At 65.2% G+C, this 21048-nt stretch carries 21 protein-coding genes and 1 pseudogene; 9 read left to right on the top strand and 13 right to left on the bottom strand.

The genetic code is table 11. The features are described from left to right. Nucleotides 1-11: 11 nt before the first annotated feature. On the top strand, nt 12-617 hold the full coding sequence (locus MYCSM_RS15405; RefSeq protein WP_015307086.1) for a TetR/AcrR family transcriptional regulator: 606 nt from the start codon (nt 12-14) through the stop codon (nt 615-617). A 17-nt stretch (nt 618-634) separates the two neighbouring features. Beyond that, nucleotides 635-1441: a hypothetical protein gene (locus MYCSM_RS15400; RefSeq protein ID WP_015307085.1), complete on the top strand. Its 807-nt coding sequence runs from the start codon at nt 635-637 to the stop codon at nt 1439-1441. A 156-nt stretch (nt 1442-1597) separates the two neighbouring features. Here MYCSM_RS15400 and MYCSM_RS15395 read toward each other — a convergent pair. Then, nucleotides 1598-3170 (bottom strand): annotated as a pseudogene (locus tag MYCSM_RS15395) (DUF222 domain-containing protein). A 213-nt stretch (nt 3171-3383) separates the two neighbouring features. Here MYCSM_RS15395 and MYCSM_RS15390 point away from each other — a divergent pair. Together MYCSM_RS15390 and MYCSM_RS15385 are read left to right on the top strand one after the other, a co-directional pair. Beyond that, nucleotides 3384-3689, top strand: a complete 306-nt coding sequence (locus MYCSM_RS15390) for a hypothetical protein (protein WP_015307084.1) — start codon at nt 3384-3386, stop codon at nt 3687-3689. A gap of 164 nt (nt 3690-3853) precedes the next feature. Further along, nucleotides 3854-4624 (top strand): SGNH/GDSL hydrolase family protein, encoded by a 771-nt coding sequence (locus MYCSM_RS15385; protein WP_015307083.1) that lies wholly within the window; start codon nt 3854-3856, stop codon nt 4622-4624. A gap of 11 nt (nt 4625-4635) precedes the next feature. Here MYCSM_RS15385 and MYCSM_RS15380 read toward each other — a convergent pair whose 3' ends face one another. Genes MYCSM_RS15380 through MYCSM_RS15370 form a run of 3 tightly spaced genes read right to left on the bottom strand, consistent with a single transcriptional unit; the run spans nt 4636 to nt 6404 of the window. Continuing rightward, a complete protein-coding gene (locus tag MYCSM_RS15380; protein WP_015307082.1) occupies nt 4636-4998 on the bottom strand; it encodes a DUF732 domain-containing protein in 363 nt (120 codons plus the stop codon). 15 nt (nt 4999-5013) lie between these two features. Further along, nucleotides 5014-5577 carry a hypothetical protein gene (locus tag MYCSM_RS15375; protein WP_015307081.1) on the bottom strand — a complete coding sequence of 188 codons (564 nt, stop codon included), beginning with the start codon at nt 5575-5577 and terminating at the stop codon, nt 5014-5016. A 26-nt stretch (nt 5578-5603) separates the two neighbouring features. Beyond that, complete coding sequence (locus tag MYCSM_RS15370; protein ID WP_015307080.1) at nt 5604-6404, bottom strand: ketosteroid isomerase family protein; 801 nt, start codon at nt 6402-6404, stop codon at nt 5604-5606. 107 nt (nt 6405-6511) lie between these two features. Between MYCSM_RS15370 and MYCSM_RS15365 the strand changes: the two genes are divergently transcribed. Continuing rightward, nucleotides 6512-6910, top strand: a complete 399-nt coding sequence (locus MYCSM_RS15365) for a hypothetical protein (RefSeq protein ID WP_015307079.1) — start codon at nt 6512-6514, stop codon at nt 6908-6910. On the opposite strand, the gene MYCSM_RS15360 is transcribed toward MYCSM_RS15365, so the two are convergent. Continuing rightward, nucleotides 6911-7366, bottom strand: coding sequence for an SRPBCC family protein (locus MYCSM_RS15360; RefSeq protein WP_041312148.1), 456 nt, complete (start codon nt 7364-7366; stop codon nt 6911-6913). It lies immediately after the preceding gene. Continuing rightward, entirely contained in the window at nt 7363-8361 is a 999-nt protein-coding gene (locus tag MYCSM_RS15355) for an esterase family protein (protein ID WP_015307077.1), read from the bottom strand. The genes MYCSM_RS15360 and MYCSM_RS15355 overlap by 4 nt, the downstream gene beginning before the upstream one ends. A gap of 118 nt (nt 8362-8479) precedes the next feature. Between MYCSM_RS15355 and MYCSM_RS15350 the strand changes: the two genes are divergently transcribed. After that, nucleotides 8480-9622, top strand: a complete 1143-nt coding sequence (locus tag MYCSM_RS15350) for an aromatic ring-hydroxylating oxygenase subunit alpha (RefSeq protein WP_015307076.1) — start codon at nt 8480-8482, stop codon at nt 9620-9622. Between the two features lie 2 nt (nt 9623-9624). Here MYCSM_RS15350 and MYCSM_RS15345 read toward each other — a convergent pair whose 3' ends face one another. Continuing rightward, nucleotides 9625-10836 (bottom strand): lipocalin-like domain-containing protein, encoded by a 1212-nt coding sequence (locus MYCSM_RS15345; RefSeq protein ID WP_015307075.1) that lies wholly within the window; start codon nt 10834-10836, stop codon nt 9625-9627. A 72-nt stretch (nt 10837-10908) separates the two neighbouring features. Here MYCSM_RS15345 and MYCSM_RS15340 point away from each other — a divergent pair, with 72 nt between their 5' ends. Continuing rightward, a complete protein-coding gene (locus MYCSM_RS15340; protein ID WP_015307074.1) occupies nt 10909-11871 on the top strand; it encodes a Rieske 2Fe-2S domain-containing protein in 963 nt (320 codons plus the stop codon). Continuing rightward, complete coding sequence (locus MYCSM_RS15335) at nt 11868-13322, top strand: aldehyde dehydrogenase (protein ID WP_015307073.1); 1455 nt, start codon at nt 11868-11870, stop codon at nt 13320-13322. The genes MYCSM_RS15340 and MYCSM_RS15335 overlap by 4 nt, the downstream gene beginning before the upstream one ends. On the opposite strand, the gene MYCSM_RS15330 is transcribed toward MYCSM_RS15335, so the two are convergent. The 5 genes from MYCSM_RS15330 to MYCSM_RS15310 are packed head-to-tail and all read right to left on the bottom strand — an operon-like array spanning nt 13319 to nt 17363. Further along, entirely contained in the window at nt 13319-13744 is a 426-nt protein-coding gene (locus tag MYCSM_RS15330; protein ID WP_015307072.1) for a MaoC/PaaZ C-terminal domain-containing protein, read from the bottom strand. The two genes, MYCSM_RS15335 and MYCSM_RS15330, sit on opposite strands and share 4 nt — an antisense overlap. Then, nucleotides 13741-14307, bottom strand: coding sequence for an FAS1-like dehydratase domain-containing protein (locus tag MYCSM_RS15325; protein ID WP_083906291.1), 567 nt, complete (start codon nt 14305-14307; stop codon nt 13741-13743). The genes MYCSM_RS15330 and MYCSM_RS15325 overlap by 4 nt, the downstream gene beginning before the upstream one ends. After that, a complete protein-coding gene (locus MYCSM_RS15320; RefSeq protein ID WP_015307070.1) occupies nt 14268-14681 on the bottom strand; it encodes a nuclear transport factor 2 family protein in 414 nt (137 codons plus the stop codon). Before MYCSM_RS15320 ends, MYCSM_RS15325 begins: the two co-directional genes overlap by 40 nt. A gap of 13 nt (nt 14682-14694) precedes the next feature. Next, on the bottom strand, nt 14695-16251 hold the full coding sequence (locus MYCSM_RS15315; protein ID WP_015307069.1) for an AMP-binding protein: 1557 nt from the start codon (nt 16249-16251) through the stop codon (nt 14695-14697). Beyond that, nucleotides 16251-17363, bottom strand: a complete 1113-nt coding sequence (locus MYCSM_RS15310) for a Rieske 2Fe-2S domain-containing protein (protein WP_015307068.1) — start codon at nt 17361-17363, stop codon at nt 16251-16253. Before MYCSM_RS15310 ends, MYCSM_RS15315 begins: the two co-directional genes overlap by 1 nt. 105 nt (nt 17364-17468) lie before the next feature. Between MYCSM_RS15310 and MYCSM_RS15305 the strand changes: the two genes are divergently transcribed. Next, the gene (locus MYCSM_RS15305; RefSeq protein WP_015307067.1) at nt 17469-18710 is read left to right on the top strand and encodes a cytochrome P450; all 1242 of its coding nucleotides are present in this window, start codon (nt 17469-17471) and stop codon (nt 18708-18710) included. On the opposite strand, the gene MYCSM_RS15300 is transcribed toward MYCSM_RS15305, so the two are convergent. After that, nucleotides 18711-20975, bottom strand: coding sequence for a CaiB/BaiF CoA-transferase family protein (locus MYCSM_RS15300; protein ID WP_015307066.1), 2265 nt, complete (start codon nt 20973-20975; stop codon nt 18711-18713). Nucleotides 20976-21048 lie beyond the last annotated feature (73 nt).

Genomic DNA, 21048 nt, shown 5'->3' with positions numbered 1-21048 from the left:
AGGAGGACTAGATGTCGGACCAGCCCGCTACCTTGCGCGGCGAACAGGTCGCGCAAACGCGAGCGGCGCTGATCGCGGCAGGACGCAGGCTGTTCGGTGAAAACGGGTTCCGCGCGACGTCGGTCGAAGACTTGGCGCGCGAAGCCCGTGTCACAACGGGGGCGCTGTATCACCACTTCCCCACGAAGACAGCGCTTTTCGAGGCGGTGTTCGTGCAGGCGCACACCGATCTGATGACGGCGTCTGCAAAGGCGGCGCACGGAGCGTCGGACGGCATCGACGAACTGGCGCGTGCCTTTGAGGCATTCCTCGATGGCGTGCTGCAGCCGGATCTGCAGCGCATCTTGATCGTCGACGGTCCCGCGGTGCTTGGTCTGGCACGCTACACCGAACTCGACGAGCGCTATGCGCACGCGGCGATCGTGCATTCGCTGACCGACGCCGCGCGGGCGGGCACCATCACCGTCGAGGACCCCGAAACCGCGACTCGGCTGCTGCTCGGCGCGCTGACCCGCGGCGCGATGCTGATTGCCAACTCGCCCGATCCGGTCGAGACGCGACACGCAGTCGCTAAGTCCATGCGGGCACTGTTATCGAGCTTCACTCCGTCACGCTGATGAGGGAGGCTGGACGCATGACGCGTCCGCTGCGCCGGTTCGACCCGTTCCGGCCGCTCGACATGCTGACGTCGCTGTGGTCGACGGCGGCGGTCGCGCCGGTCAGCACCGGGGCGGCGGCGGCCTACCGGACGTTGTTCATGACGGTGCGCCGGCTGGTGGTGGGGCGTCGGCTGGCGGTGCGGCTGGATGACGGCGATCTGATGCTGACGGTCACCGAATTCGACTCTCGGCTCGACATCCGCGGGTTGTCGGTGGGCCAGCTCAACGATGTCCGGCTTGCCGCGCGTGACATCTATTGGAATGGACATCGATTCGACCAGGCGACTGCGGTGATGCATAACGTGCACATGAAGCCGACAGCGCCACCGGTGCTGGTGGCCGCGCCGGTCGAGTTGACCTTGGAGATCCCCACCCCGGTGCTCGACGATTTGTTTCGGTGGGCGGTGCCGCGGCTGTCCGGTGAGGTCGGCGCTGATGGGGTCGCTCGACTGCGGTTGTCCCGCAGACCGCTGCTGGGACACGTGGAGGTCGATGCGCACCTCGACGGGTCGACGCTGTGGCTCAAGCCGCGCGGTCTGGCTGTGCGGCGGTCCCAGTGGAGGCTGCCTGTGCGGACACCTGCGTATCCGGTGCGGCTGCCGGAGCTTCCGCATGGCCTCACCCTGACGGGCATCAGCTTTGCGCCAGGGGTTGTGCGTCTGGAAGGCACGCTGCCGGAGTGGCGGATGGATGTCCCGCGAAAACGCTTGGAGGACATCCTCAATCAGCTCAGCGTCGTCGGCGTGCCGCTGAATCTTGCCAGGGTGGGCCGGTTCTTCTAGGAGCGGGAGCGCGAAATGCGTTGCGGGCATTGCGTTCGGCGCATTCCTTGCCGTCGCCTTCCTGCAGCGCTACGCCAAGCATCCCTGAATCCGAACGGTGCGTTGACCGCTTGCGGGCGCCTCTTTGCCGTCACGTCGCGGTAGCGACATCTGCGGTCAGAACGGTGGAGGGTCGTCGTCCCCTGGAGGCGGTGGGCGTGTCGGGAAATAGGCGTCGTCGCAATTGTTTTCGAGGTTTTGGCGGAGTTCGTGGTTGCGGGCGCGTTCTTCGTCGATGCGGTTGGCCCGGTCTTGGGCCCGGGTGCTCCTGCGGCGCGGCATCTTCAGTCCACGACTGGGCTGGGCGCTAGGCGCATTGGTCGGTGTGTCGACCGGCGCGGTGGGTCGGCACAGAGATGGAAACAGCAGCCGGCTACCCGGGTACGTAGTTGAGGTCTGCCCGCTTGGGCTGGTCCAGATGACGGTGCCATCAGGTAGTTGTCGGTCTGACCAGCCGCAGAATGTCTTGAGCAGGTGGTGTTTTCGACAGAGGCATTTGATGTTCGACGCACACGTCGGCCCGTCCGGATACGGGATCGTGTGGTCCAAGTCGCAATGATCTGCCGGTTCGTTGCAGCCGGGGAATCGACATGTCAGATCGCGACAGCGGACAAACCGCGCCAACGCCGCCGAGGGCGCATACCGGGGCTCGGGCTGGCTGTCACCGGGATGAATCACCGGCCGAATCGTCGCGGTGGCAGCCAGTTTGGCCGCCAGTAACGGTGCGGGCAGAATCCCGCCACCCATCACCACAGCCGGGTTGGTGTTCGGGCTGCCCGTCGGCGCGGGCTGCGCCAACGCCTGGGCAATGCTCATCTTCCGCAGCTCTGCGGTGCTGGGCCCGGGCGCCTCGGCCCCATCCAGCTGCGCGTCGGTGTCGTCGGTGAGGCTGTGCTGGTCGGCGATCACGTTCACCACCACCGCGCTGGGCGTCTTGGCTGCCGCAGTGCACTCAGCGTCCCCGCACAGGCACCGCAGCCGGTCAGCACCGTGCCCCAGCGCGCCCAATGCGTCGCTGCGGCGCTGATCGAGCGTGCGCGGATCGGCCGCACACACCGCGCCTGCCATCGCCTCCAACCGATGATCCAGCGCGGCGCCGTCCTGGCTCAATAACGTGGCCTGCAGATAGGACACCCCCGCTGCCGTTGGCGGCGTCCACGACATCCACATGCCGGCCCCGGGCACTGGTTTCAATGCGGCGCACCGCATCGGGGTCAACCCGATCCACCCAGTAATCGATGGCGGCCTCGACCGTGGCCACCGACATCGACCCCCAGCCCACCGCCGCCCCGGCCAACTCCACATCCACCTTGGCCGCCGCTTCGGCGTCGCGGATCAGCGCGGTGCGATACACGATCGCATTGACCTGCCGGTAGGAAATCCGGCCGGTGGCAAACACCTCGGCCACCCGCGGCAGCCGCTCGCGCAGCGCCATGGCGATCAGCAACTGATGTGAGGCCACCCCCAGGGACACGTCGTGGGCCGCCGCCACCTCAGCAGCCACCGCGTCCCAATTGTCGACACACCACTGTTCCCGCTCGGCGCAATCATCGGCCGACATCCGCGCGGCAAGCACATCGGCGATCGCGAACAACCGCCGAGCACACGCGGCGTTTTCTACCCGCGCCCACGCCCCCACCGCGCCGGCACCACAGGCACCGGCGGCAGCCTCCGCGAGTTGATCGAACATATGAGCGAAGCTACCCACCCCCCGCGACGCGGAGCGGGTGAAACCTCGGCGCCTATCTCAATCTGTGGATGAATTCGCGCCTGGGGATAACCGGCCGCGAAACCTGCTGCCTAAGCACGCCGGACGTGATAGCTGTCACCGGCATGTGCATAGCCGAAATTTATCCGCTGACCAGCCGCTTTAAAGGTCTAGACATTATGAAAGGACATCAAGATGAAGAAGTTCGGACTCACAACAGCGGTGGTCGCTGGCGCAGGTGCCGCGATCATCGGGCTGGCGGCTCCGGCAGCCGCCGCGCCGACCGGCCCCGGCAACGCTCAACAGACAATCAACGAGCTGCGGGCCCAGGGTTACACCGTGATCGTGAACCGGATCGGCACCGGCCCGCTCGACCAGGCCGCCGTCGTCGCCGTTCGGCCCGGCCAGACTTATTCGCGCACGGACACTGGCGTTCCCGGTGCCGGAAATGACATCTACACCACCGTCACCGGCATGACGGTATTCGTGGACGTGAAGTAAGTCATATCGGCGAGGAGGGGCATCCAATTGGGTGCCCCTCCTTCGTATTTGGGCGATGCTGTAGCCGTGATCGAACTGGCGCGCTACCAGGAGGGGCCGTCAGAAGGGCGGCGACCGCGGGAGCGTCGCAGGTCGAAGCCGCGGTTCGTCGCTAGAGTCGCGGTGTGCCCGGGTACTCCCGATACGTCGCGATAGGCGATAGCCAAACCGAAGGGCTCTGGGACGGCGACGACGCAGTCGGCCTGAGAGGATTCGCTGACCGACTCGCCGAGATCGTCGACGCGCACCACCCTGGTCTGGAGTACGCCAACCTCGCCGTGCGCGGCAGGCGGATCCGCGACCTCCTCGACGACCAACTGCCGAAGGCGCTGGAGATGCAGCCTGACCTCGTGACGGTCTGCATCGGCATGAACGACGTGACGCGGCCGGGCCCCTACTTCGACGATGCCCTCGCCGAACTCGAAGATTTGTATGCCCAACTCGCCCTGTCGCGCGCAACCGTCGTCACCACGACATTCCCCGACATCGCGCAGATCATCCCGATCGGCCGCCTGCTCGTGGCGCGGGTCCTGCGCATCAACGCCGAGATCAGGCGGGCCTCAGATTGGTACGACTTCCGGCTCGTCGATCTCTTTCATGCGCCGTCCATGGCGGACCCCGACACGTGGAGCGCCGATCGCGTACACGGCTCGCCGCGGGGCCACGCATTGTTCGCCGCCGCGGCCGCTGAAGCGTTGAATTTGCCTGGGAGCAACCATGATTGGGCCGAACTTGGAAATAGACCCCGACGCCAGACGCTGCGGTCGAAGGCGTACTCACAGGTGCTGTGGACCCAGAACATGCTCATGCCGTGGTTGTGGCGGCATGTGCGCGGCCGGTCGGCGGGCGATGGCCGGGGCCCGAGAAGGCCATTGCTCGAATCCGTCGCGACCTAGCGCCCAAAGCCTTAGAAGCCGAGAAGCCCCAGCGGGATCGGCGACTCGCCGTTGGCGATCGAGGACACAGCGGTCGGGCAGAACGGCGAAATCGCGATGCCCGTGAACATGGTCGCCGGGCCCAGCGACATACCGCCCGCGTCCGCGACCTTGGCGGCGACGTCGGCGGCGTCCTGGCCGGGCTCGGCAAGCATCGGGCACACCTGCTGGCCAAGAGCGGCCGCATTCGTCGGGTCCGCGGCGCCGATCCCGGCGTCCGTCAGCGCGGAAAGAAACGCGTCATCAGTGGTGTCGGCCTGCGCAGGCGCCGCCCATATCAGGCCGGAAGCCATCACGCCGGCGGATAGGACGAGGGCGATTCCTTTGCGGAACACCGCTGAAGCGTAGCCTCAAACGCCGGTCCAGGCCGCATCGATACTGTTCGCGACGTCGATGACCTTGGCTTTTTGCGACGCCGGGCTGTCGATCTCGCCCGAGACGTGCGCTGCGATGAACCGCCTGACCTCGGCGTCGATGTTGCCCAAGACCCGTACCACCTCCGCGCGCAGCGACTTGGACGTCACGTGGATGGAGATGTCGGACGAGCGCGGCTTCTCCACGTCGAGAATCAATAGCAGCGGTTCAGCGGCACGTGCCGTGGCACACAGCGTGATCTCACCGAACACCATGAACTTCGGCTTGTCGATCCGCAGGTCGACGACCATGTCGATCTCGAGTGGGATCCGGATATCGAAGGTGATCTCTTCGCCCATCGTGCGGGTCACCCGGGGATCCATGATCCTGACCTTCGCGGTGACCTTCGCGATCTTGCCCGGGCCTTGACCCATCGGGCCCATCTCGAACGCGTCTCCCGCGATCGCGGCGATCGCGTTGCAGACCCGCTCCTCGCTGACGGCGATCTCGAAGAACTTCCGCCCGAACTGCTCATAGGTCATGTAGTTATCGACGTCCATGGTCCTGTAACCGTCTCACGTCCTACTCAAGCCGCCTCGCTGAACACGCGGATCCTCGTGATCGCTACGGGTTCAGTACCCACTTCCGCAAAGATCACGCTGCGCTGCCCGGCGCGTTCGACGGCGGCGACGACGGCATGCCCGGATCCGATGAGCTTGCGCCAGCGCGCCCCGGACAAATGCTTGAGCAGGTCGCCCGCGCTCAGCGGACGGTCGTCGCCGCTGGAAATGCGCACCTGTGCGGCGAGCCGCCTGCGCACGCCGACCTCGTCGCCAGCGCACGCCGCGTCCAGGAATCGCGCGACGGCGCCCTTGGCGCCGCTGCCGAAACCTCGGAAACCGCCGAGGAATCCGAGGGCGCCGACCAGACCCTGGTTGCGCAGCAGCAGGTTTGACAGCTGTAGGCCTGCGGGCACAGCGCGGACGCCACCGCGCAGAAATTGGCCGACCATTGCCGGCAACTCCCAAAAAGCCGACAGCGCAGCGATTTTCAGCTCGCCGCCCTCGTCGGTCAGGTCGTAGCGGATGTACACAGGCACCCGCAACGTCAGCGTCGAGGCCATCGTCACCTCGAGCTCGCCGTCGCGGACCACGGTCGGGCCGACGACGATGTCGAACTCCGGGTGATAGCGGATCACCCGGGGACCGATGAACGTGTCGTAGAAGGCGCCGATCGCCCCCACCCCCGTGTGCGGCGTCGACCCGACCGGGTCCTCGATCCGACCGGCGGAGGTAAACAGCCCGACCCAGGCCTTGCGATCGCGCGCGCCCGCAGCCGCCGGCGATCGCTCGGCAGTCGCCAGCATGTCGGCGCGCGTGAAGGTCATATGGGTTGCCTACCACCTGGCCTTGGCCTCAGTCGACTACTTGACGATGCGCAGGCACACTGTGATTACCGCAATGTCGCGGGGCATGGCTAGCAGGAGGAACCGCAATGAGCAGCAACGGGCCTTTCGGGTTCGACCCCGATGAATTTGATCGGGTGGTCCGCGAGGCCGGTGAGGGCCTGCGCGACGCGCTCGAAGGAGTGAGCAGGTTCTTCACGACGTCCGGAGAACGTGCCGGGTGGGCCACGATGTTCGACGAGTTCGCGCGCCATTCGCGCGGCAGGGCCGAGCCGGAGACGACTGGCGAGACCGGCGACGGTGTCTGGGCGATCTACACCGTCGACGACGATGGCGGTGCCCACATCGAGCAGGTCTATCCGACCGAACTGGATGCGCTGAGAGCGAACAAGAGCAACACCGATGCGACGCGGAAAGTGCGCTTCCTTCCGTACGGCATCGCGGTCAGCGTGCTCGACGCCGACGGCGCCCCTGACGACACCGAGTAACTACTCGAAGCACCGGCGCATGCCCGCCAGCATCGTGGTGTGTGCGTGGACCGCTTCGCGTACCGTCATCGCCGCCAGAGCGCGGGGCGCCTCGATGCGCATCCGTTCGGTGATCCGCGTTCCCGCGCTGATCGGCTCAAAGCTCACCGTCGTACGCAGCCGGACCCGCGGGAATTGACGCGCCTCAGCGGTGATGGGGCCCACGTTTGGTACCCGCAGCCGCGCCACGTAGCTGATCCGTAAGTTCAACGGCCCCAGCGGAATCCGGTCCTGCACCCGATAGCTCTGACTGTACCCGTCCGCGGTCTGATGCCGATCGGTCGCGCGCACCGCCACCACTAGGGGGTGCACCAATTTGATGTTTTCGAGGTCGACGTAGAACTCACGGACCTCCTGGGGTGGCGCGGGGATCTCCTCCGAGACAGTGCGCTCCGCGTGCGCCACCCACCAACTCACGTCTGGGCGGCCGGCGTCGCGCCAAGCACCCGCTGGATATCGGGCCTCATCTGCTGCAGCTGCTGCCCCGCATAACCCCAGGCGTGGATGCCCTCGGGGAAGTTGAACACGGCGTTGTTCCCGCCCGCGGCGAGGTAGGCGTCGGCGAACGCCTTGTTCGAGTCGGTCGCCATGCCCTCGAGGAAGCCGAGTCCGCCGATTGGAGCGTCCGGGCTGGCCAGTGCGGGATCTGTCGGTGTGCCGTTGCCGCAGTAGATCCACAGCCGGGTGCCGTTGGCGGCCAGCCTGCCGGCCTGGACCGTGGGATCGTTGCGGGCCCAGGCCGGGTCGCCGGGCGGACCCCACATGGCGTCGCGACCGAAGCCGCCGTTCCACGTCATGGCGATGCCGACTTGGCCGGGATCCGCCGAAAGGTTCAGGAAGCCCGACAACGATCCGGCGTAGATGAACTGCTGCGGGTGATAGGCGGCGAGCACTAGTGCCGAGGATCCGCCCATCGAGAAGCCCACGATCGCGTTGCCGGTCGGCGGCGTGCCCTTATGCGCGGAGAGCCAGGCCGGCAATTCCTGGGTCAGAAAGGTCTCCCACTTGTAGGTGTAGGTCCCGTTGTTGCCGACGGCCGGTCCGTACCAGTCGCTGTAGAAGCTCGACTTGCCGCCGACAGGCATTACAAGCGACATGCCTGATCCGTTGAACCAGTCGAACGCCTGGGTGTTGATGTCCCAGCCGTTGAGGTCGTCGCCAGCCTCCATGCTGTCCAACAGGTACACCGCATGGGCGGCCGGACCGCCGCTGAGGAATTCGACTTTGATGTTGCGGCCCATGCCCTGCGATGGCACCTCAAAGTATTCGATCGGCAGCGCCGGATTTGAGAAGGCATGTGCTGTCGCGGTACCGCCCGCGACATTGACCAACCCCGGCACCAGCACGGTCGCGAACGCTGCGCTGGCGAGCCATTTCACCCAGCCGCTGGACTTCCCTCCCATGAACGCCATGGCTCCCCTTCACCTCGGCCCCGACCCCCAATGAGCGGACGATACGCGCAGCAGGTGCATCACCAGCCACTTTTCGGCCACGGTTGGCGATTGTTATAAAAACAACAACAATGGCGGTATGGATCGCGACCAGCTCATCGACCTGGCCCGCCGCGCGGTGAAACTCGCACGTGACAAGACGACTGACCTCACCCCGACGGAGCACATCGTCGCCGCGAACACCTACACCTCACCCCAGCGCCACGCGCAGGACAGGGCGCTACTGATGGCCAGCCCCCAGCTCGTCGGATATGTGTCCGAACTCCCCCGCCCGGGCACGTATTGCACCAAGACGGTGATGGGCCGTTCGGTTCTGCTGACCCGCAGCGCCGACAACACCGTGCGGGCGTTCGACAACGTGTGCCTGCACCGCCAGTCACGTATCACCGAGGGCTGCGGCGCCGCGCGACGACTCGCCTGTCCGTACCACTCGTGGACCTACGACCTCGACGGCAACCTCGTCGGCGTCCCAGGAAAGGAAGGGTTTCCCGAAACAGGCTCGGGCCCTGGGAAACTCGCCGAGTTCCCCGCTGCCGAGTGTGCGGGCTTCCTCTGGATGTCACTGGACCGCGAAGCAACCCTCGATATCCCGGCGTTCCTCGGACCGTTGGCCGACGAACTCGAATCCTGGGGCATCGGGCGATGGGCGCCGTTGGGTGAGAAGGTGCTCGACTGCCCGATCAACTGGAAACTCGCGATCGATACGTTTGCCGAGAACTACCACTTCGCTACCGTGCACAAGACGACTTTCGCGACCATCGCGCGCAGCAACTGCACGGTGTTCGATTCGTTCGGTCCGCATCATCGACTTGTTTTCCCCCTCAACGGAATTCTCGACCTCGAGAACCTTCCCGAGGAGCAGTGGGATCCGCTGCAGGCGATGGTCGTCATCTACGCGCTGTTCCCCAACATCGTGCTGTCGTGCACGATCGCCAATGGGGAACTGTTCCGGGTCTATCCCGCCGACGTGCCGGGCCGCTCAATCACCGTGCACCAGAACTCAACACCGCTGGACCTGTCCGACGAGGCGACGGCCGCCGGTGCGGCCGCGGTGTTCGATTATGCGCACGCCACGGTCCGCGACGAGGACTACGCTCTTGTGGCGGGCCTTCAGGCCAACCTCGAGTCAGGGGCCCGCAAACATCTGGTGTTCGGCCGCAACGAACCCGGGCTACAGCACCGCCATCAGACGTGGGAGGAGGCGCTGCCCCGCCGAACGTGAACCTATGTGCGAGATTTCGCGATCTCTTCGAGCACAAGGTCTCGTTCGGCGGGGTCTGCCACCGCGGCAATCTCGGCCAGTTCCCAGTCGCGGTAGAGTGCCAGCGATCGCTCGTAGAACGCAAAGCCGCTCACCGGGTTTCCGCGGAACGTCCCGCGGTATCGATAGGGCCCTTCCATGTACTCCAGTGGCAACGCGTGCGCGGGCGCAGGCACCAACGGCTCGCCGACCAGGTCCAGCTCGAGCTGACGCGACGTCAATCGATGCCGATCGGGCATGTAACGCACGGTCGACGGCGGCGGAACCAGCGTCTTGACTTCGTCGGGCCAGCGCACGTAACTGTAGACGGCGACCTCGATGTCATCGGCGTACTCGGGATCACTGTCGGGTGAACACGTCGTCGCACCCGAAAAAGGTTGCAGCGCATTGTGGTCAGTGCGGTCGAACTGCCGCCAGATCGACAGGTCGACGCCGTTGTCGAGGTTGATCGTGCGCCACTCGTGCGCCCGTGACCGAATATCGCCTGTTGGCCCTCCACTGTTGGCGACCAACGGAAACCACTGGCGATCGACGTGACCCGCACTCCCGGCGACCTTTTCGTCCACCGCCCCCCAACGAAGCGTGCCGGTCATGGCCATCCGCGTCTGGAAGTAGGAGTACGTCGCGGCTTGGCCGAAGCACTCGATCTTTCCGTTGTACCTCGCGCCGCCCAGCGGGACCGGGGCCCGCGACGGCGTGATGTGCAGGTCCAGTCTCATGGCGTCGCCTCGCGCATCCGCGCCAACCAGCGTGACGTCATACGTGTACGGCACCAAATGACCGTGCTCATCGCGACACGTCCGCCACACGGCCTGGCCCGCGTCGCTGTCGTACGTCAGCTCCAGGTGGCCGTCCTCAACCGACATCTTGGGCTGCGCCCCCGGCGCCATGTTTGCAGGCGGCATGTCGTAGTCGGTGTAGGTGCCGTACTCGCCGGTGTCGAGATCAAACAGCGCGAACGTGTGAAAGTCGGCGACGATCGACTGGCCCGGCCGGTTCTTGTTGAAGATCGTCAGAAACGCGAATTGGCGGCCACTGCCGGCAGTCAACTCCCCCGCGATGAACCAGGTATCCGACTCGCAATCGGAGTGATTGCCTTCGGCCGCCGGGAAGTTGAGCTGCGGGTCTCCCGGCACCAAGTCGAACGGATACGCGCACCAATCCGGGTTGTCCACGGCACACCTGCCTTTTTTGCTATGTTTACAGCAATAGCAACTTTAGCGGTCCAGACGGGCGGTGACGCCGTGATGAGTGACATCGGCAAGCGCTTTCCGTTCGACGCCTACCCGAAGGGCTGGTTTCAGGTCGCGTACAGCCGAGAGGTCGTGGCGGGTCGAGTCGTCGCGCTTCACTATTTCGGCCGACGGCTGATCTGTTATCGCGGCAACTCCGGTAACCCGTTTGTGCTCGACGCGTACTGCCCGCACCTTGGTGCCGACATCGCCGTCGGCGGTACGGTGACCGACGACTGCATCACCTGTCCGTTTCACGGCTGGCGCTTCGACGGCACCGGTTCGAATGTCGAGATCCCGTACGCGAAGACGGTGAACCGCACGGCCCGGCTGCGGGCGTGGCCGACCGTCGAGCGGGCAGGCACAATCTTCGTCTGGCACTCGGAAGCGCCGACCGAACCGGAATGGGAACTGCCGAAAATCCCCGAGAGTGAGGACGCCGCCTTCACCTTCCATGCACCCGACTCCGCCCGCTGGCGCTTCCGGTCCCATCCGCAGGAGGTATTCGAAAACACCGTCGACATCGCGCATTTCGCGACCGTGCACGGAGTATCCGGATTCGGCAAGCTCGATCTTGAGACCGATGCGCATCGGCTGCGGGCGGTCGCCGAGGTGACGTTTCAGACCCCGCGCGGTCCCGTGTCGGGGGCAGTCGACTCCGAGCTGTTTGGGTTGGGGCTCGACGTGGTCCGGCATCGCGGGCTCGGCCGGTCGTGCACGCTGTTGACCGTCACCCCGATCGACGGAGAATTCGTGGACGCCCGCTACACCTTCTTCGTGCAGACCGAGCCGGAGACCGGTGAGATGACGCGAATGGGTCTTGGCTTCGCCCGCGATTTCTGCAAGCAGATCGAACAGGACATCCCCGTTTGGGAGAACAAGATTTACCGCGACCGTCCGCAGCTGGCTCGCGGCGAAGGCGCGATCACTGAGTTCCGCGCGTGGGCGCGGCAGTCCTATGAGGAGGCGTACGCGTGAGATCCCTTGTCTACGAAAAGCTCTACATCGGGGGCACTTGGCAGGAGCCAGCCACCGGGCAGCGGCTCTCGGTGATCTCGCCGCACAGTGAAGAGCCGATCGGTGAGACGCCGGAAGCGTCTCCCGAAGATGTCGACAAGGCGGTGACGGCCGCAAGGAACGCGTTCGACCACGGGCCGTGGCCGCGGATGACGCCCGCCGAGCGGATGGAGAAGATCGAGAAGCTGGCGGCGGTCTACAGCGGTCACACCGACGAGATGGCCGACCTGATCACCGCGGAGATGGGCTCGCCGCGCAGTTTCAGCAGGCTCGGACAGGCCGCAGGCGCGGTCGCACAGATGCATCTGAACCTGGCAACAGCACGCGAATTCCCGTGGGCCGAGCGCCGGCAGGGGTTGTTCGGTGAGGTGCATGTGCGCCGGGCTCCCGTCGGCGTCGTCGGCGCCATCGTCCCGTGGAACGTGCCGCAGTTTCTGATCATGCCGAAGCTCGTCCCCGCCCTCATCGCCGGCTGCACGGTGGTAGTCAAACCGGCGCCCGAAACACCTTTGGATGCAATGTGGTTGGCGGAGATGCTGGACGAAATCGACTTGCCTGAGGGGGTGGTCTCGATCGTTCCCGGCGGCCGCGAGACGGGTGAGGCGCTGGTCTGCCATCCCGAGGTGGACAAGATCTCATTCACCGGCTCCTCGGCGACCGGCAGGCGCATCGCGGCCCTGTGCGGTGAACAGCTCAAGCGGGTGAGCCTGGAGCTCGGTGGCAAATCTGCGGCGATCATCCTCGATGATGCTGACATCGACCGCACCGTCAAGCATCTGAAGACGGCGAGCCTGATGAACAACGGGCAAGCGTGCGTCGCACAAACCCGGATTCTGGTCAGCGAACGCCGACACGATGACGTCGTCGATGCGCTCGCGGAGATGATGGCGGGGCTACAGGTCGGTGATCCCGCCGACGACGCCACCGACATCGGACCGCTCGTGGCGCAGCGACAGCAGGATCGCGTGCAGGGCTACATCAAGAAAGGCGTTGACGAAGGCGCGCGAATCGTGTTGGGCGGCACCGACAAACCGCGCGATCGTGGTTGGTATGTCCAGCCGACGTTGTTCGCGGATGCGAACAACGAGATGCGCATCGCGCGTGAGGAGATCTTCGGTCCGGTGCTGACGGTGCTGAAGTACACCGACGAGAAGGACGCTGTCCGCATCGCCAATGACAGCGACTACGGGTTGGCTGGTTCGGTGTGGACGGCCGACGCGGCGCACGGCCTGGAGATTGCCGCCGAGATCCGTGCGGGCACCTACGGCATCAACATGTACACACTCGACACCAGCGCTCCGTTCGGCGGATTCAAGCAGTCCGGCATCGGGCGCGAGTTCGGCTCCGAAGGCCTGTCCGAATACGTCGAGCTGCAGTCGACCGTAAGCGCGGACAAGCTGCCAGAGTTCTAGCCCCGCAGTTCAAGCGTAACCTCTGCGGGACAGCACAATTCGTCGCGCTGATTGAAGACACCGATCTCGAGAGCGACCAGGTACCGCGGCCCATCGCCGGAGGTGTCGATGCGCTTGCCGGCCACCCTGCTGCGCGCCACCATCGAATCGCCCGCATAGATCGACCCCAGCAATGACACCTTGCGCCTGACCACCCTGCTGTACGGTCCGCCGAAGTCGGTGGCGATCCGATCGATGAACCCCGCGATGTGCATCGTGTTGACGAAAATCGTTGGGTGGCCATGGTCTTTCGCATACTCCGGGTTGAAGTGCCACGGCACGTAATCCCACGTCGTACCGGCGTTCATCACCACTCGTTCGTAGCTGATCTGGTCAACCACCTCGGGCAGCTGCGCCTGCACGGCGACCTCGTCCCACGTCATCGGTCGGCCGCCGGCGTGAATCGGAACAAAGAGTTCGTGCAGGCGGCGACGACGGCGCCGTCGCCCCGGCGATAGGTCTCCAGCGTCTCGATGAAATGCCCTGCGCCGACGCGGGTCTTCTTCTCCGGCGACACCGACACCACCTCCTCGACCACGCTGAGCATGTCGCCCTCCAGCACCGGCAACAAGTACTCGGCGTCGTTGGAGGCATTGATGATCGCGGTGCCGGGCAACGGAACCCGGACGGCTATCGACGCCGTCGGAGGTTGGCCATTCGGCACCCACGGCGGCGGCATCAGCAGACCGATCAGCAAGGCAGGAGGCGCGACCAGGCCACCCCACGCCGATTTCGCGAATTCGGCATCCCAGTACGACGGGTTGGGGTCGCGCACCATCGATGCGAAGTGCTGGATGCGCGCGCCACTCACCGCGGTGCCCGCGAACCTCGGCTCGGTACGCGTGCCGACCATCTGAACTGCGTCTTCGTATGTGCCGAACGCGAATTCGTAGGAAAGGTCTGCTGTCACACCGGCAGCGCGCTCTCCCGCGCCGCGAGATCCCATTCGAGTTCGCGCGACGTGAAGTACCAGCCACCGCGTTCGTAGATGAGCTGATCGGTATACGTCCCGGTGGCGCGAAGTTCGGCGCCGACGAACACCAACCCGACGCATCGCTGCGTGGCGTCAACCCCGTCGACGGTGATCTCATGGTCGACGGTGACGAGTCGCTTGCCGTCGCCACCGTTGAACGCCGCGCGCAGGTCGGTGAATTTCTCCCCGCCCCGAACGACCGTGGCACCGGAGTGACGAAAAGTCGTGATCCACCCGTCCAGGTCACCCGTCGAGTACGCCCGGTTATATCGGGCGTTCAAGTTCAGGATGGCCGCACGTCCTGCCAGGCCGTCCAGTACGAACTGCTGTTGGTATGTCAACGTCATGTTGTCTCCCGTCCTACCGGCTCAACACGTAGCCGTGCGCTTCGCGGTCCCAGGCGCCTGCGCCCAGCCCCCTGTTGCGGAGCACGTCCTTGCGCACGCGCCCGATCGCGTTCTTCGGAATCTGCTCGAGCACTTCCAGGTACCGCGGCACGCAGAAGTACGGCATCCGGACCGAGCAGAAGTCGAGCAACTCGGCGTAGTCCATCACCGCGTCGGGTCGCAACGTCACGACCACCAGGATGTCGTCTTCGCCGAGATCGCTCGGGATTCCAACGGCGGCGGCCTCCACTACGGCCGGATGACGCATCACTGCCTGTTCGACTTCGACTGAGGACACGTTCTCACCGCGCCGTCGCAGGGAATCCTTCACGCGGTCGACATAGGTCAGGTTGTTGTCGCTGTCCAGAAAACCGAGATCGCCGGTCCGGAACCACTCCGCGTGGGGGTCGACCTGCAGTGGGGGCCCGCCGGACACCGACGCCACATACCCCTCGCTCATCGCATGCGGTCTCCGCGCCCGGCAGGCAATCTCCCCTACCATACCCTCGGGTACGGGTTGATCGAGCAAATCGACAATCCGCACCTCGAAATCAGGATTGACCCGACCAGATGTCCCCGGTTTGCCGTCGTCCGACACCGCCTTGTAGGCGACCGGAAAGGCCTCGGTCATGCCGTACATCGTCACGACCCGGCAGCGGTATCGCGCCTCGATGGCGCGATACATGTCGGCCGCGATGGGCGCCGCCGAGATGAACCGAAGGCCGATCTCGGCGTCGCGCGGATCGGGCGGCAGGTTCCACAGCATGGACACCATCGCGCCCGCGCCCGCGAAACCGATCGCGCCGCACGACCGTATCTCGTCCCACACCTCGCTCGGGTGAAACGCTGCGGCCAGCACGCTGGTCCCGCCGACCAACATGGGCGCCAGCACCGTCGGTGCCGCGCTGAGATGGAAAAGCGGCATGGCGGTCCACACCACATCACCAGCCGCGAGTTCCCACGTCGACGCGACGGTGGACGCTGCGGTGAACAGGTAGCCCCACGTGGTGACGACCGCCTTCGACGGCCCGGTGGTGCCCGACGTGAAGAACAGCGCGATGTCGTCGGGGCCCGCGGCGGCTCGTGACGGTGGCTCGGTCGACGCGGCCTCCAGCGCATCAGCGAGCGAATCACCTTGCACCAGAATTGATCTCAACGTGTCAACCTCGCCTGCCACTTCGTCGAGACGGGTCCTCCGCTCGTCGGTGATGGCCACCGCGGCCCGCGACAGCCGCAGCGTGTGCAGGAGGAACTCACCCTTGCTCGCCGCGTTGACCGCCGCGGGGACGGCGCCGATGCGCGCAGCGCCGAGCCAGAAGTACACCCATTCCGGGCACGTGCCGGTGAACAGCGCGACAGTCTCGCCCCGCTCGACACCGAGATCGACAAGCACATTGGCCGCAGCACATGACCGGTCGCGCATCTGCGCGAAAGTTACGGGCGTTCCCGCAATCGACATCATCACGCGATCGCCGAATTGTTGCGCGCGCAGATCGAGGACTGCGGGAACGGTCAAGCCCGCGTCGGGCATTACACCCTCGCTGCGGCCGGGTCGGGCTCGCCGTCGGCGGTGTAGCCGAAATCGGTCGCGGCCGGCTCCTCGCCGGGATAGAACCGGTGCGCCCACCGCCGCAACGCGGCGTAGTCCCGCGCCTCCTCAGGAGCAAGATTGGGCTTCTCCAGGTACTTCATGTTCTCCCAGGTGAAGAAGTCCTGCTTGATGACTTCCTGTTGTAGCTGCAGGAATTTCGCGGCGCGTCCAGTTGGCTTGTCCCCGGTGTCACCGGATTCGCGGATCGAGGCCTGCGTGTAGAAGTAATCGGTGTAGTCCTCATCGACAGGAGTCTGACCGGTCACCTGGACCGTCGCCACCAGATCCGACGGGAAGCGCACGACACCAAGCCCCAACGAGTAGTTGTCGTAGATGATTTTGGCTTCCACGGGACCATTCGGCGTCAGCCACGTCTTCGCCCGTCCCCCACCGAAATCCGCGTTGACCGTCGCGTGCAGGTGGTAACCGCTGACTTCGAACGATGCCGTATTGGCCGGATTGGCCGCCTTGTGCACATATTGCACGTGATACGGGTCGGCGGCGTTCTCGATGATCATCTGTGCATGCACCTTGACCCGGTTGACCATCCGGGTGTGCGGGTGCAGTGGGTAGTACTCGTCGGTCTCCAACTCGGGCAGCACCGGAGGCTGCCAGTAGGGGGCACGGCCATGCCGCTCGTGCCAGACCAGGATGAAGCCGTACCACTCGGTGACCGGGTAGGTCTTGATGCGGACGTTCTGCTTGCAGCCGATCTTGCTGTACGGGATCAGAGCGTTCGTGCCGTCGCCGTTCCAACGCCAGCCGTGCCACGGGCAGACGATCCGCTCACCCTCGACCGTGCCGCCGACGCCCATGTTTGCGCCCAGGTGTTGGCAATACGCGTCGAGGACATTGACCTGACCGGACTCGGTACGGAAGATCACCAGCTCTTCGCCGAAGTAGTGGGCGCGCTTGACCTGGCCGGCGGCCAGGTCTGAGGCGAACCCGACGATGAACCATCCGGTTGGGAATCGGTAGGTCGACAGGCTGATGCCGCTGGGCCCGAACTCGCGTTCCGACGGGTCCGTGGTGTCCGCAACTGTGTCCGCCACTGCTCTCTCCGTCCGCGCACCAACCGGGCAGGTCAGACCCTGTCCATTGCCTATTTTTACTATTTTAGGCATTCTAGGTCAAGGACAGCCAAGCGAGGAGCCTGCATGCCGATCACGACTCCCGTCGATTTGTCGGATTCTGCGTTGTGGCAGAACGGTTTTCCCGATGAACTATTCGCCGAGTTGCGTCGCGAACGGCCGATCTTCCACCACGAGCGGACCGACGGCGTCGCCAAGACCGTGCATCGCGACTTCTGGATGACCACCAAGCACCGACACGCGCAGCGGATTCACCGGGATACCGACTCGTTCACCGCTGTGGACGGGCCGCTCATTCAGACCATCGGCGTGATGACGGACTTTCCGACGATCATCCACATGGATCCGCCGGAGTTGACCAAGCGGCGCAGAGTGATGTCCCACGCCTTCACTCCGAAGGCGATCGCCAGGCTCGAGGAAGGCATTCGGACGCGTGCGACGTCGTTGGTCGACCGGTTGCTTACGGCGGGCAGCGGGGACTGGATCGAAGACGTCGCCGACGTGCTTCCGATGTCGGTGATCGGCGACATCATCGGCATCCCCGACGGCGACCGACCGCAGATTTTCGACACGCTGGACCGGATCCTGAAGTCCGCCAACGGGCAAGACGCGACGGCGACCGAACAGGAGCAGCTCGAACTATTCGGCAAGGTTTTCACCTACGCACTCGAGCTCACCGCCGAGAAGCGGCGCAACCCAACCGACGATATCTGGAGCACGCTGGCCACCGCGGTCGTCACGGACGAGAACGGCGAGCAGCTGTCCATCCCCGCAAACGAGCTCGAGATCTTCTTCTACGTGCTGACGTTCGCGGGCAGTGATACGACGAAGAACGCGTTGGCTTTTGGGCTGCAGGCATTCGTCGCCAACCCCAGCGAGATTGCGCGGTATCGCGCTGATGAGGCTATCCGGTCCAGCGCAGTCGAAGAGGTACTGCGCTGGGCGACGCCGGTGGCGTTCTGGACACGCAGCACCAAGGTCGACGTTCAGATGGACGGTGTCACCATCCCGAAGGGCGAGCGGGTGGTGTCGATGCTGCGTTCGGCCAACCGCGACGAGGAAGTCTTCGACGATCCGTTCACCTTTGATATCGGCCGTGCGGAGAACCAGCATGTGACATTCGGCGGCGGTGGACCGCACCACTGCCTCGGCGCGATGCTGGCACGCGCCGAGATACGTGCCGTGCTCGACGAGTTGCTCTGTCGCGCAGACGATATCGAGCTAGGTCAGCCGACAGTCAGCTATCCGAACCTGACCAACAACATGTCGATCTTCGATGCGATGCCGATCTCGTTACGGGCACGCTAGTCACAAGCCTTTCGGCCGGGTGCCGATCACGCCCTCGGCGGCCAACCTGTCGAGATCACCGGCCGTCAGTCCGCAGAGCTCAGCCAGCACCTCACTGTTGTGCTGCCCCAGTGTCGGCGGTGTGCGGTGTAGCCATTTCTCGGTGCCCTCGAGCAGTGCGAAAGGCGGTGTCGGATAAAGGCCCTCACCGGTCCGCGGGTGGTCGAGGCGTTCGAAGAAGCCGCGATCCCGCAACTGCGGATTCTCGGTCACCACCGACGGCGAGACGACGGCGGCGCCCGGAATCCCGGCGGACGCAAGGGCATCGACAACAGCGTCGAGCTCTTGTCCGGCGAGCCATTCACTGAGCTCGACGCCGCCCGTTAACTCTGCCAATGCCGTCAACTGCGCCTCGGTGTGCGCGCAGATCGCGATCCAGTTGTCGTCGCCCGCGCAGCGGTAGAGATCCTGCGTCGTGCCGGGTAGACCGCGGTTGCCTCGCCGCGCCAGTATCTCGCCGAACACCTCGTATTCGATTGTCTGCGCTGCGGTCACGTTCAGCACCGTCTCGATCATCGGCACTTCGACCAGCTGGCCGCGACCGGCGCGGTCACGGAATTCCAACGCTGCCAGAAGCGCGAACGCGGCGTGTGCGCCTGCCAACGGGTCGCAGGCGCCCCGCGGTGGCACCGGCGGTCCGTCGGGCAGGCCGGTCACCCAAGCCAACCCCGCGATCTGCTCCATCGTCGGCGCGAAGCCAACGCGATCCCGCCACGGCCCCGTCAGGCCGAACGCGGGCATCCGCACCACCACCAGGTCGGTCTTGATCGCGAGCAATGCGTCTGCGCCAAGCCCGAATTGGTCCATCACCCGGGGCGAGAAGTTTTCGATGACCGCATCGGCCTGGCTTACGAGCTGCTTGAGCAGCCGGATGCCGTCCTGAGATTCCAGATCCAGCGTCACCGAGCGCTTGTTGGTATTCATGGCGTGAAAGACCCAGCCGTACTCCCACCAATCGTCGACATCAGTGCGCATGCCACCCGAATACCGGATGCCGTCGGGCCGCTGGATCGATTCGATCTTGATGACGTCCGCGCCGAGCGCGGCCAATGCATGCGTAGCCGCCGGCCCTGCCCAAAACGCGGTCAGATCGACGATCCGCACCCCGGCCAGTGGCAGGTCCGAAGCTGCGATAGTAATGGACTCCCTTGGCTCCCAAGCGGTTTCACCGTCAGCTTCGCCGACGGCCGGTGCTGGCCGCACAGGGGCGGGTGCCGCGGCCGACATCAGCCAGGGTGCTCGCGGCTGGCGGAAACCCGACGGGTTGTCGACGTAAACTCCGCGCTCGCGTAGGTGATCCATCTGCGGGATGGTCGAGCCGTTGCCCAGCGGGGCGATCGGCAATCGGAACAACTGGCCGAGCTCGACGATCTCGTCAACGGTGCGTTCGCGCATCCACGGCCCGATGCGTTCGCGGATCCAGTCCCGGTAAGCCCAGCGCCCGAGCTGGAACCGAAGATCCGGAATCTCGGTCAGCTCCTGGCAATCCACCATCGCGGCGAAGTCGAGCCACTGCTGCCCGGTGACCATGCTGATGCCGACGTAACCGTCAGAGGCTTCCTCGATCGACGGGACTTCGATCGAGCGCTTGATCGAAGGCACTTGCAATAGCTGCGAATGCAACCACTCACTGCTTTGCATCAGGGTGATCGCCTCGAGCATCGACATGTCGAGGTGCCCACCCGGCCCGCCGCGGCGGACCCGCCGCATCAGGGCCAGCGCCCCGTACGCGGCGCACGCCCCGCCCATGTACTCCCCCAGCTCGCCGCCGATCGAGATCGGCGGGCCCGCAGGATCACCGCGGAATCCGGTCAGCCCTGATGCGGCCTGCAGCGTGAACTCCGTCGCCGGGCGGTTCGACCAGGGGCCGGTCAATCCGAAGTCGGAGATGGATACCACGACGCACTGCGGTGACGTGTCGACAAGATCGGCCCTCGGCGTGGTGATCACGACGTCCGCGCTCGACATAAGCTCACCGGATGCGGCTGTCACGCTGCGCTTCCCAGCATTGAGATAACTGAACAGTGGCGAATTGGCGCCCTCAGAGACCACAGCGCCGGTTGCGGTGAAGCGGCGCAACGGATCTCCCGCGGGGGGCTCGACCTTCACCACCTCAGCGCCCGCGTCGACGAACAACTTGCCGCAATAAGCGCCGGCGATCCGGTCGCTGATCTCGACGACGCGAAGGTCATCCAGCGGGGTAGGCGAATCGCCGCTCAACCGCACATCCTCCCTGGTTTCTTTATCATCTTAGTAACTTTTGTCGGATAGCGGCGCCTGCTAGCAGGCCAATCACTGT

It is taken from the genome of Mycobacterium sp. JS623 (assembly GCF_000328565.1).
GTDB lineage: Bacteria > Actinomycetota > Actinomycetes > Mycobacteriales > Mycobacteriaceae > Mycobacterium.
This window is presented reverse-complemented; position numbering and strand designations above follow the sequence as displayed.

Excerpts from the sequence above, each read along its gene's own strand:
- MYCSM_RS15400 (WP_015307085.1), top strand. The coding sequence starts at position 635 with ATGACGCGTCCGCTGCGCCGGTTCGACCCGTTCCGGCCGCTCGACATG.
- MYCSM_RS15315 (WP_015307069.1), bottom strand. The coding sequence starts at position 16,251 with ATGCCCGACGCGGGCTTGACCGTTCCCGCAGTCCTCGATCTGCGCGCG.
- MYCSM_RS15405 (WP_015307086.1), top strand. The coding sequence starts at position 12 with ATGTCGGACCAGCCCGCTACCTTGCGCGGCGAACAGGTCGCGCAAACG.
- MYCSM_RS15320 (WP_015307070.1), bottom strand. The coding sequence starts at position 14,681 with ATGACGTTGACATACCAACAGCAGTTCGTACTGGACGGCCTGGCAGGA.
- MYCSM_RS15305 (WP_015307067.1), top strand. The coding sequence starts at position 17,469 with ATGCCGATCACGACTCCCGTCGATTTGTCGGATTCTGCGTTGTGGCAG.
- MYCSM_RS15340 (WP_015307074.1), top strand. The coding sequence starts at position 10,909 with ATGAGTGACATCGGCAAGCGCTTTCCGTTCGACGCCTACCCGAAGGGC.
- MYCSM_RS15325 (WP_083906291.1), bottom strand. The coding sequence starts at position 14,307 with ATGGGATCTCGCGGCGCGGGAGAGCGCGCTGCCGGTGTGACAGCAGAC.
- MYCSM_RS15390 (WP_015307084.1), top strand. The coding sequence starts at position 3,384 with ATGAAGAAGTTCGGACTCACAACAGCGGTGGTCGCTGGCGCAGGTGCC.
- MYCSM_RS15355 (WP_015307077.1), bottom strand. The coding sequence starts at position 8,361 with ATGGCGTTCATGGGAGGGAAGTCCAGCGGCTGGGTGAAATGGCTCGCC.
- MYCSM_RS15350 (WP_015307076.1), top strand. The coding sequence starts at position 8,480 with ATGGATCGCGACCAGCTCATCGACCTGGCCCGCCGCGCGGTGAAACTC.
- MYCSM_RS15365 (WP_015307079.1), top strand. The coding sequence starts at position 6,512 with ATGAGCAGCAACGGGCCTTTCGGGTTCGACCCCGATGAATTTGATCGG.
- MYCSM_RS15330 (WP_015307072.1), bottom strand. The coding sequence starts at position 13,744 with ATGACGTGGGACGAGGTCGCCGTGCAGGCGCAGCTGCCCGAGGTGGTT.
- MYCSM_RS15375 (WP_015307081.1), bottom strand. The coding sequence starts at position 5,577 with ATGGACGTCGATAACTACATGACCTATGAGCAGTTCGGGCGGAAGTTC.
- MYCSM_RS15370 (WP_015307080.1), bottom strand. The coding sequence starts at position 6,404 with ATGACCTTCACGCGCGCCGACATGCTGGCGACTGCCGAGCGATCGCCG.